The sequence below is a fragment of the Streptomyces sp. NPDC026301 genome, assembly GCF_055567935.1.
Map to the genome: position 1 here is coordinate 155,189 of NZ_JBVHPN010000001.1, position 9,371 is coordinate 164,559.

Below are 9,371 nucleotides of genomic sequence, written 5' to 3' on the forward strand. Positions count from 1 at the left end.
CAGCACTGCCATGCCCGCCGTTCGATGTGGCGGCGGGCGGCCGCCCGCCTCGCCGCCGGCCGCCCCCTCGGGTGGTCACGCCGCCACGAACACGCTCCCCCGCCGGGCGATACCGGCGCCGCGGCCTCGTCGGCTCCCGCCCTCGCCGAGGGCGCGGAGCTCCCCGAGACGACGCTGTGGCGCATGCGGACGACCGTACGGGACGAGCCGGGCAGCCTGGCCGCGCTCTGCCAGGCGCTGGCCGCGCACCGGGTGGACATCCTGAGCCTGCAGACCCATCCGCTGTCGGACGGCACGGTGGACGAGTTCCTGCTGCGGGTGCCGGGCACTCCGGAGCGGGGCGTACTGGCGGGCGCGGTGACCGCGGCGGGCGGCCGGGACACCTGGCTGGAACGCGCCGATGCCCATGATCTGGTCGACGCGCCGGCCCGTATGCTGTCCCTGGCCACCCGAACGGCTCTGGACTCCGCGGAACTGCCTCTGGCGTTGCGGCAGTTGCTGGGCCGTTGCACCATCCACTCGGTACCCGCGCGCACGCTGAAGGGCGAGCTGCTGGCCGAACGAGTGCCGGACGACGGCGTACTTGAGGACCACACCATGAAGTTCCGCGACCCGTCCGGGGGTTCCCTCACCATCGAGCGGCCGCAGCTGCCGTTCACCCCCACCGAGTTCGCCCGGGTCCGGGCGCTGGTGGAGCTGGACGCGCGGCTCGGCCAGCGGGTCCCGGAGCGCCGGGACACCCTCACCCTCCCCGAGGGCAGCCCCATCACCGTGCGCCGCGCCGACCCCTCCGACCTGGCGGCCGCCCGGGAGATGCACGACCGCTGCTCGGAGCGGACGCTGTCGCTGCGCTACCACGGGCCGGTGCAGGACGCCGGCCGTTACCTCGACCACCTGCTGAGCCCGCGGCACGGCCGCACGCTGGCCGTGGAGACCGCCTCCGGGCGGCTGGTGGCGCTGGGCCACCTGCTGTGGGACGGCGACGAGACCGAGGTGGCGCTGCTGGTGGAGGACGCGTGGCAGCGCCGCGGCATCGGCGCCGAACTGCTGGAGCGGCTGGTCGGGATGGCCGCCGAGACGGGCTGCGAGAGCGTGTACGCGATCACGCAGGCGTCCAACACCGGGATGGTGGCGGCCATGCGCGGCCTGGGGCTGCCGCTGGACTACCAGGTCGAGGAGGGCACGCTGGTGATCACGGCCCGGCCTGCGGGGCTGCGGCGCCGGCCGGAGCCGCGCGCCGTCGGCCGGTCGCTGCCCGCTCCCGCCGTGCCGGACGCGGCAGCGCGCCGCTGAGGCCGCCCGGACCGCCGAGTGCCGCGTCCAGGTCCTGCCACAGGTCCTCGACGTCCTCCAGGCCCACCGACAGCCGCAGCAGCTGTTCGGAGATGCCGCCGGCCGTGCGGTCGGCGGCTTCGACGACGCGGTGACTGATCGAGGCCGGGTGCTGGAGGAGCGTGTCGACGCTGCCGAGACTGACCGCCGGGGTGATCAGACGCACCCCGGCGGTCACCTCGTGCGGGTCCCCGCGCACCTCGAACGCGACCATCGCGCCGCCGAGCTTCGGGTAGTGCACCCGGGCCACGCCGGGATGGGCGGCGAGCCGCCGGGCCAGCTCCGCCGCGGTGGCGGACGCGGCCCGCATCCGTACGGGAAGGGTGGCCAGCCCGCGCAGCAGCAGGTAGCCGGCGAGCGGGTGCAGCACGCCGCCGGTGGTGAACCGCACCTGCCGCAGCCGCCGCGCGAATTCCTCGTCGCAGGCCACCACGCCACCCAGCACGTCGCCGTGGCCGCCGAGGTACTTGGTCGCGCTGTGCAGTACCAGCCGCGCGCCGGCCTCGGCGGGGCGCTGCAGTACGGGGGTGGCGAAGGTGTTGTCGGCCAGCAGCGGCACGGAGCCGCAGGCGTGCGCGACGGCCGCCAGGTCGGTCTCGGCGAGCGTGGGGTTGGCCGGGCTCTCGACCATGACCAGGCCGGTGTCGGCGCGCAGCGCGTCGGCGATGCCGGCCGGGTCGGTCCAGGTCACCTCGGTACCGAGCAGCCCGCCGGACAGCAGGTGGTCGCTGCAGCCGTACAACGGGCGGACGGCGACGACGTGGCGCAGTCCTTCGGCGTGCCGGACGAGGAGGCAGGCAGTGAGGGCCGCCATGCCGCTGGCGAAGGCGACGGCGGACTCGGTGCCTTCGAGGCGGGCGAGGGCGGTCTCGAAGCGGGCGACGGTGGGGTTGCCGAGCCGGCCGTAGACGGGCGGGCCCTCGAACTCGGCGCCGGTGGCGGCGAAGGCGTCGAGCCGGGCGGCCTCGGCGCGGCTGTCCGCCGAGGGGTACGTGGTGGACAGGTCCAGCGGGGCCGCGTGCAGGCCCTGCGCGGCGAGGTCCTCGCGGCCCGCGTGCACGGCTTCGGTGGCCAGGGCGCGGGGCAGGGGGTCGGGGGCGGTGACGGCGGTGATGGCGCGGTCCGGCCGCGCGGCTGATCGGGTCATGCTCCGATGCTGGTCGGGGCCCCTGACCGGATGGTCAACTTCCGTGTTACGTTCGGTACATGGCCGACTCTGTGCGTCTCGATCCGGTGGATCTGGAGATCTTACGCCTGTTGCAGAACGACGCCCGGACCACGTACCGCGATCTGGCCGCGGCGGTCGGCGTCGCGCCGTCGACCTGTCTGGACCGGGTGACCCGATTGCGCCGCAGCGGCGTGATCCTGGGACACGAACTGCGCCTGGATCCCGCGAAACTCGGCCGCGGGCTGCAGGCGTTGCTGTCCGTGCAGGTGCGGCCGCACCGCCGCGAGTTGGTCGGCCCGTTCGTCGAGCGCATCCGCTCGCTGCCCGAGGCGCTCTCCCTCTTCCACCTCACCGGGCCCGAGGACTATCTCGTCCACGTCGCCGTGCAGGACGCCGCCGACCTCCAGCGGCTGGTCCTGGACGAGTTCACCGCCCGGCGCGAGGTGGCCAGGGTCGAGACCCGGCTGGTCTTCCAGCGCTGGGCGTGCGGCCCGCTGCTGCCGCCGGCGGACGCGGTCGGCTGAGCGGGCCGCGGACTGGCCGCCGCAGCACCGGGACGGGCTGTTACATCACCGAGCCGGGCGGCGCGATGACCAGCCGCAGATGCAGGCGGGCGGCGCGGAGACCGGCGTGGACGGGCAGGCTCGGGCGGAGCAGCACCAGGCTGCCGCCCATGGAGCGCAGTGCGCTCTGCACGCCGAGCAGGGTGTAAAGACCGGCGTTGTCGCAGGAGGTGACGCCGGCGAGGTCCAGCCGGAGGTGCCGCTTGCCGCCCGCCATGACCGCCGCGGTGGCGTCGCACAGTCCTGACACACTGTCACCGTCGAGCACGCCCACCACGGCCAGCTTCGCCAGGGTGGGCGAACCGGCGGGAACCGGCCACCGCTCGATCCGTACGCGCCTGTCGGTCGGGGTCTTCACGAGCATCCCGGCCGCCTCCCTTCCACCCCACTCACCGGCCGCACCGGCTCACGGCCCCCATGATGACGCGGTGAGGGCGCCAGCAGGGCGCGTCGATCGAAACCGACCGAAGAATTTCGTCACGGACCGTGACCGTGGCCGGGGCATGTGCCGGGGCCACGGTCACACAGCGGAGCTACTCGTCCAGCGCGTCCCGTGCCGGAGAGCGTGGACCTCACGCAGGGCCCGCTGATCGAGCCGCTGTCCTGGGCGGTGCACGCCTTCGACGTGCTGCCGCGGGACCTGGGCGCGCACTCGTACGGGCTCGACGACTTCGGCACGGCGCTGGAGACCTTCCGGCAGGGCTCCGGCCGGAAGATCCAGCTCCGCCCTGCCGCCTGACTCCACGGAGCGCCTCAGCGGACCTCGGCGAAGAAGGCACGCATGTCGGCGGCCAGCGCGCCCGGTTCGTCCATGGCGATGAAGTGATGGCCGGCGGGATTGTCCTCCGGCCAGTGGGCGATGCGGTTGTGCCGCTCGGCGAGGCGGCGGATTCCGGGCGGCCCGCTGTAGACGCCGGTCGGCACGGCGGTCTGCCCCTCGGGCCAGGCGAACGGGCCGTCTCCGCTGTTCTCGTACATGAACCACGAGGAGCTGCCGGAGGTACCGGTGAACCAGTACACCGACGCGTTGGTCAGCAGCAGGTCCCGGTCGATGACCTTGTCGGGCTCCGCCGGCCCGGCTCCGCCGAAGTCGTGGAACTTGTGGAGCAGCCAGGCCAGTTGGGCGACGGGAGAATCCTGCCAGCCGTAGGAGAAGGTCTGCGGCGCAGCGCGCAGCAGACCGTGGTGGTCGACGCCCCATGACCACTGCTGCATCCGCGCGTACACCTCCCGCTCGGCCGGGGTGAGTTCGGGCAGATCGGCCTCGGTCGGGATGCCGAGGCCGCTGACGACGTACACGCCGGCGACGTGCTCCGGTGCGGCCTGCGCGACCGCGGGTGCGACGTACGCGCCGAGGTCGCCGCCCTGGGTGCCGTACCGCTCGTATCCCAGGCGGTGCATCAGTGCGGCCCACATGCGCGCCACCCGTCCGACCGACCAGCCGGTGTCCTGCGGCGGCGCGGAGAACCCGAAGCCCGGCACGGAGGGCACCACGACGTGGAAGGCGTGCGCGGGGTCGGCGCCGTGTGCGCGGGGATCGGTGAGCGGCCCGATCAGGTCGGCGAACTCCACGAAGGAGTTGGGCCAGCCGTGCGTGAGGAGCAGCGGCAGGGCATCCGGCTCGGGCGAGCGGACGTGCAGGAAGTGCACATCGTGGCCGTCGATGGCGGTCAGGAACTGCGGGAAGGCGTTCAGCCGGGCTTCCTCCGCGCGCCAGTCGTAGCCCCCGTCCCCCCAGTACTCCGCCAGCTCCTTCAGGTACGTCACGGGCACGCCCCGGCTCCAGCCGTCGCCGGGCAACCGCCGCGGCCAGCGGGTGCCGGCCAGCCGGTCGCGCAGGTCCTCGACGTCGGTCTGCGGGATCTCGATACGGAACGGGCGGACGGCGTCGGCCCCTGCGTCCCTCGTCGTGTCCTTTGTCATGTCCTTTGTCATGCGGCGACCGTAGGAGTCGTTGCGGTCAGCTTGTGTCCTCAAGGGCGACAGGCGGGCGAGCCGACCGCCCGGCGGCCCCTCCGTGACCTACGCCTCATTATGCAACATGTTGCATAACCGGCTCCGCTGGTCTAGAAACGAAGCTCGTCGGCACTGTGCGCGCGAGGAGACTTCGGATGAGCCCGTACCCCCACCTGCTGAGCCCGCTCGACCTGGGGTTCACCACCCTGCCCAACCGGGTCCTGATGGGCTCGATGCACGTCGGCCTGGAGGAGGCGCCGGGCGGGTTCGCGCGGATGGCCGCCTTCTACGCGGAGCGGGCGCGCGGCGGCGTCGGGCTGATCGTGACCGGCGGCGTCTCCCCCAATGAGCAGGGCCGCACGATGGACGGTGGCGCCAAGCTCACCACCGAGGCGGAGGCCGCCGAACACGCGCAGGTGACCGAGGCGGTGCACCGCGCGGGCGGGAAGATCGCCATGCAGATCCTGCACACCGGGCGGTACGCCTTCAGCGAGGACCTGGTGGCGCCCAGCGCGATACAGGCGCCGATCAACCCCTTCACGCCGCGCGCCCTGACCGACGACGAGGTCGAGCAGACCATCGAGGACTACGTACGGGCCGCCGCGCTCGCGCAGCAGGCCGGGTACGACGGCGTGGAGATCATGGGCTCGGAGGGCTACCTCATCAACGAGTTCATCGCGGCGCCCACCAACCAGCGCACCGACCGCTGGGGCGGCTCGTACGAGAACCGCATCCGCTTCCCCGTCGAGATCGTGCGGCGCACCCGCGAGCGGGTCGGCCCGGACTTCATCCTGATCTACCGGCTGTCGATGCTGGACCTGGTGCCCGGCGGCTCGACCTACGACGAGGTCGTACAGCTCGCCAAGGAGGTCGAGGCGGCCGGCGCGACCATCCTCAACACCGGCATCGGCTGGCACGAGGCCCGCATCCCGACCATCGCGACGTCGGTACCGCGTGGCGCGTTCTCCTGGGTGACCGAGAAGGTCATGGGGGCGGTGAAGATCCCGCTGATCACCACCAACCGCATCAACACGCCCGAGGTCGCCGAGCGGCTGCTCGCCGAGGGGCGCGCGGACATGGTGTCGATGGCCCGCCCGTTCCTGGCCGACCCCGACTTCGTCGCCAAGGCGAGCGAGGGCCGCGCCGACGCGATCAACACCTGCATCGGCTGCAACCAGGCGTGCCTGGACCACATCTTCTCCGGGCAGATCACCTCGTGCCTGGTCAACCCGCGGGCCTGCCACGAGACCGAGCTGTCCCTCTCCCCCACCCGGCGCCGCAAGGAGCTGGCGGTGGTCGGCGCGGGCCCGGCGGGCCTGGCGTTCGCGGTCTCCGCGGCCGAGCGCGGCCACGGCGTGACGCTGTTCGACGCCGCCGGTGAGATCGGCGGGCAGCTGAACGTGGCCCGCCGCATCCCGGGCAAGGAGGAGTTCAACGAGACGCTGCGGTACTTCCGTACGCGGCTGGAGGAGCTGAAGGTCGACGTGCGGCTCGGCACGGCCGTGACCGCCGAGAGCCTGGGCGCGGGCGGGTACGACGAGATCGTGGTCGCGGCCGGCGTCACGCCGCGCACGCCGGACATCCCCGGCATCGACCACCCCAGCGTGGTCAGCTACCTCGACGTGCTGAGCGGCCGGGTCGAGGCCGGGCGGACGGTGGCGATCGTCGGCGCCGGCGGCATCGGCTTCGACGTGGCGGAGTTCCTGACGGACGGCGGGGAACAGGCGAGCCTGGACCCGGCGGCGTTCTTCGCGCAGTGGGGCGTGGACACCTCGTACGAGGAGCGTGGCGGGCTCAAGGCGCCGGTGCGGGCCCCCGCGGCGCGCACGGTCCACCTCCTGCAGCGCAAGACCGGCAAGGTCGGCGCGGGGCTGGGCAAGACGACGGGCTGGATCCACCGCACGGAGCTGCGGCACCGCGGCGTGACGATGACGCCGGGCGCCACGTACGAGCGCATCGACGACGAGGGGCTGCACGTCACCGTCGACGGCGAGAAGTCCGTCCTCGCGGCCGACACGATCGTGCTGTGCGCGGGCCAGGAGCCGCGCCGCGAGCTGTACGACGCGCTGCTGGCGGCCGGGCACACCGCGCACGTCATCGGCGGTGCCGACGTGGCCGCGGAGCTGGACGCCAAGCGCGCCATCCTGCAGGGCACGCGACTGGCGGCGGACATCTGAGAGCCGCCTAGGATCGTGGGTACCGGTGGCCGCGTACGGCCGTCGGTACCCGCAAGCCCGGCAGCGCACGACCGCCCTCCAGGAAGGCCGACCGCCATGTCCCTCCCGCACGCGATCCTCACGGCCCTGCTGGAGAAGCCGTCGTCGGGGCTGGAGCTGACGCGGCGGTTCGACCGGTCCATCCGGTACTTCTGGTCCGCCACCCACCAGCAGATCTACCGCGAACTGCGCAAGCTGGAGGAGTCGGGGCTGATCCACGCCCTGCCGCAGACCCAGCCCTCGCGCGGCCAGAAGCGGGACTACGAGGTGCTGCCGGCCGGCCGGGAGGCGCTCACCGCGTGGGTGGCCGAGCGGCAGGACCCGAAGGCCAACCGCGATCCACTGCTGCTGCGGCTGCGCGCCGCCGCGGTCGTCGGCGCGACCGGGCTCACCGAGGAATTCCGCCGCCATCTCGCGCTGCACGAGGCGCAGTTGGCGGAGTACTTGGAGATCGAGACCCGCGACTTCCTCCGCCCCGAGAAGACGGCCCCCGCGGACCGTATGCAGCATCTCGTGCTGCGTGCCGGGATTGCCCAGGAGCGTTTCTGGGTGGAGTGGCTGACGGCGTCCGTCGCCGAATTGGAAACGCTGGAGAGCTGAGGCGAAGCACCGGCCGGCCGACCCGGTGAAAGGGCTTCCCTATCGCGCCCTCGCCGATACCGTCTCGACCGCACCGCCCCTGACCTGCTTGAATCGGGATATGCCTCAGGAGCGACCGGATCTCACGCAGCGACGTCATGTTGACCTCGCGCGCGTTTCCAGCGCTGCCTGTCGCCGTACGGCCTGACGGGGCCGTTTCTCCCGCCCGTCCCTCTTCCGCCTTCTGAGGCGTTGATTCCCGCTTTCTGCCGAGGGTTCACACCGGATTCTTCCGCGCCGTGCTGCGGACATCCGGTGCTCACGCCGTGCGCGCTCGCGCCGGTATGCCCGGAAATGAGGAACTCTTGACCGGTCTCGACGAGCTGTACGCAGCGCTCGCCGCGGACGCCGCACACCTGGAGGCGTCTCGCGAACTCCCTTATAAATCCGTTGAGTTGGTACGCCGCAGCGGCCTCGGCGCACTGCGCGTGCCGGCCCGCCACGGCGGCCGGGGCGGCACCTTCGCCGACCTCTTCCGCATCGTCATCGATCTGGCCGCCGCCGACTCCAACGTCGCGCAGGCGCTGCGCCCGCACTTCGGCTTCGTCGAGCAGCTGATCAGCCAGGGCGGGGACGCCGAGCGGGAGCGGTGGTTCCCCGCGGTGGTGGCAGGCGCGCTGATCGGCAACGCGGCGTCGGAACGCGGTACGGCGCACCCCGGCGACATCGAGACCCGGCTGACCCGCTCCCCCGACGAGGACGACGCGTACCGCCTCAACGGCACGAAGTTCTACAGCACCGGCAGCCTCTTCGCCGACCATGTGCTGGTCACCGCGCTGGACGAGGACGACCAGCGGGTCCGGGTACTGCTGCCGAGCGACCGGGAGGGGCTGCGGCTGCTCGACGACTGGGACAGCATGGGCCAGCGCACCACGGCCAGCGGCACGACCGTCCTGGAGGACGTGCGCGTGCTGCCCGACGAGATCATCATCGAGGGCAACTGGCGGGAGCGGCGCACGCACCTGGCGCCGTACTTCCAGCTGTATCTGGCCGCCGTGCAGACCGGCATCGCGAAGAACGCGCTGAGCGACGCGGTGGCGCACGCCCGCGACAAGGCGCGTGCCGTGCAGCACGCCGGGGTGGCGCGGGCCGTGGAGGATCCGCTGGTCCAGCACGCGGTGGGCGAGATCGCGGCGCTCGCGTACGGGGCCGAGGCGACCGTACTGCGGGCCGCGGCGGCCGTGGACGACGCGCTCGCCGAGACCGGGCCCGACGGCATCGCCGGCACGGAGGAGGCGCTGCACGACGCGGCCGTGCAGGTCGCGCAGGCGCAGGTGGTCGCGGCGCAGGCGTCGCTGCGGGCCGCCGAGCGGCTGTACGACGTGGGCGGTGCCTCCGCGACGCTGCGCGAGCACAATTTCGACCGGCACTGGCGCAACGCCCGCACGCTCTCCAGCCACAACCCGATCCCGCACAAGGCGCGGGTCGCGGGCGACTACCACCTCAACGGGCGGACCCCGCCGCTCAACGGCTTCTTCTGACGCGCCCGATGACGCG

The 9,371-nt window shown here is 72.9% G+C and carries 10 protein-coding genes; 7 read left to right on the forward strand and 3 right to left on the reverse strand.

The annotated features are described in order from the left end of the window. Positions 1 to 24 precede the first annotated feature (24 nt). Positions 25 to 1,293 (forward strand): GNAT family N-acetyltransferase, encoded by a 1,269-nt coding sequence (locus ACZ4MH_RS00685; RefSeq protein WP_351586717.1) that lies wholly within the window; start codon positions 25 to 27, stop codon positions 1,291 to 1,293. On the opposite strand, the gene ACZ4MH_RS00690 is transcribed toward ACZ4MH_RS00685, so the two are convergent. Beyond that, positions 1,193 to 2,479 carry a trans-sulfuration enzyme family protein gene (locus tag ACZ4MH_RS00690; RefSeq protein WP_351586600.1) on the reverse strand — a complete coding sequence of 429 codons (1,287 nt, stop codon included), beginning with the start codon at positions 2,477 to 2,479 and terminating at the stop codon, positions 1,193 to 1,195. The two genes, ACZ4MH_RS00685 and ACZ4MH_RS00690, sit on opposite strands and share 101 nt — an antisense overlap. A 59-nt stretch (positions 2,480 to 2,538) precedes the next feature. Between ACZ4MH_RS00690 and ACZ4MH_RS00695 the strand changes: the two genes are divergently transcribed. Continuing rightward, entirely contained in the window at positions 2,539 to 3,024 is a 486-nt protein-coding gene (locus ACZ4MH_RS00695) for an Lrp/AsnC family transcriptional regulator (RefSeq protein WP_351586598.1), read from the forward strand. Positions 3,025 to 3,064: 40 nt separating this feature from the next. Here ACZ4MH_RS00695 and ACZ4MH_RS00700 read toward each other — a convergent pair whose 3' ends face one another. Further along, a complete protein-coding gene (locus tag ACZ4MH_RS00700; RefSeq protein WP_351586596.1) occupies positions 3,065 to 3,427 on the reverse strand; it encodes an STAS domain-containing protein in 363 nt (120 codons plus the stop codon). Between the two features lie 189 nt (positions 3,428 to 3,616). On the opposite strand from ACZ4MH_RS00700, the gene ACZ4MH_RS00705 reads away from it, so the two are divergent. Next, complete coding sequence (locus ACZ4MH_RS00705; protein ID WP_351586594.1) at positions 3,617 to 3,802, forward strand: hypothetical protein; 186 nt, start codon at positions 3,617 to 3,619, stop codon at positions 3,800 to 3,802. A 14-nt stretch (positions 3,803 to 3,816) separates the two neighbouring features. On the opposite strand, the gene ACZ4MH_RS00710 is transcribed toward ACZ4MH_RS00705, so the two are convergent. Next, entirely contained in the window at positions 3,817 to 4,998 is a 1,182-nt protein-coding gene (locus ACZ4MH_RS00710) for an epoxide hydrolase family protein (protein ID WP_351586592.1), read from the reverse strand. Positions 4,999 to 5,174: 176 nt separating this feature from the next. On the opposite strand from ACZ4MH_RS00710, the gene ACZ4MH_RS00715 reads away from it, so the two are divergent. The 4 genes from ACZ4MH_RS00715 to ACZ4MH_RS00730 all read left to right on the forward strand — a co-directional run bounded on the left by ACZ4MH_RS00715 (position 5,175) and on the right by ACZ4MH_RS00730 (position 9,355). Next, complete coding sequence (locus tag ACZ4MH_RS00715; protein ID WP_351586590.1) at positions 5,175 to 7,196, forward strand: NADPH-dependent 2,4-dienoyl-CoA reductase; 2,022 nt, start codon at positions 5,175 to 5,177, stop codon at positions 7,194 to 7,196. Positions 7,197 to 7,292: 96 nt separating this feature from the next. Continuing rightward, positions 7,293 to 7,835, forward strand: a complete 543-nt coding sequence (locus tag ACZ4MH_RS00720; RefSeq protein ID WP_351586588.1) for a PadR family transcriptional regulator — start codon at positions 7,293 to 7,295, stop codon at positions 7,833 to 7,835. A 100-nt stretch (positions 7,836 to 7,935) separates the two neighbouring features. Continuing rightward, positions 7,936 to 8,022 carry a putative leader peptide gene (locus ACZ4MH_RS00725; protein WP_351586715.1) on the forward strand — a complete coding sequence of 29 codons (87 nt, stop codon included), beginning with the start codon at positions 7,936 to 7,938 and terminating at the stop codon, positions 8,020 to 8,022. Between the two features lie 157 nt (positions 8,023 to 8,179). Beyond that, positions 8,180 to 9,355: an acyl-CoA dehydrogenase family protein gene (locus ACZ4MH_RS00730; protein WP_351586586.1), complete on the forward strand. Its 1,176-nt coding sequence runs from the start codon at positions 8,180 to 8,182 to the stop codon at positions 9,353 to 9,355. Positions 9,356 to 9,371 lie beyond the last annotated feature (16 nt).

Bases quoted from the DNA above. Each gene is read 5' to 3' on its own strand.
- ACZ4MH_RS00720 (WP_351586588.1), top strand. From the start codon at position 7,293: ATGTCCCTCCCGCACGCGATCCTCACGGCCCTGCTGGAGAAGCCGTCG.
- ACZ4MH_RS00715 (WP_351586590.1), top strand. From the start codon at position 5,175: ATGAGCCCGTACCCCCACCTGCTGAGCCCGCTCGACCTGGGGTTCACC.
- ACZ4MH_RS00695 (WP_351586598.1), top strand. From the start codon at position 2,539: ATGGCCGACTCTGTGCGTCTCGATCCGGTGGATCTGGAGATCTTACGC.
- ACZ4MH_RS00700 (WP_351586596.1), bottom strand. From the start codon at position 3,427: ATGCTCGTGAAGACCCCGACCGACAGGCGCGTACGGATCGAGCGGTGG.
- ACZ4MH_RS00725 (WP_351586715.1), top strand. From the start codon at position 7,936: ATGCCTCAGGAGCGACCGGATCTCACGCAGCGACGTCATGTTGACCTC.
- ACZ4MH_RS00710 (WP_351586592.1), bottom strand. From the start codon at position 4,998: ATGACAAAGGACATGACAAAGGACACGACGAGGGACGCAGGGGCCGAC.
- ACZ4MH_RS00690 (WP_351586600.1), bottom strand. From the start codon at position 2,479: ATGACCCGATCAGCCGCGCGGCCGGACCGCGCCATCACCGCCGTCACC.
- ACZ4MH_RS00685 (WP_351586717.1), top strand. From the start codon at position 25: ATGTGGCGGCGGGCGGCCGCCCGCCTCGCCGCCGGCCGCCCCCTCGGG.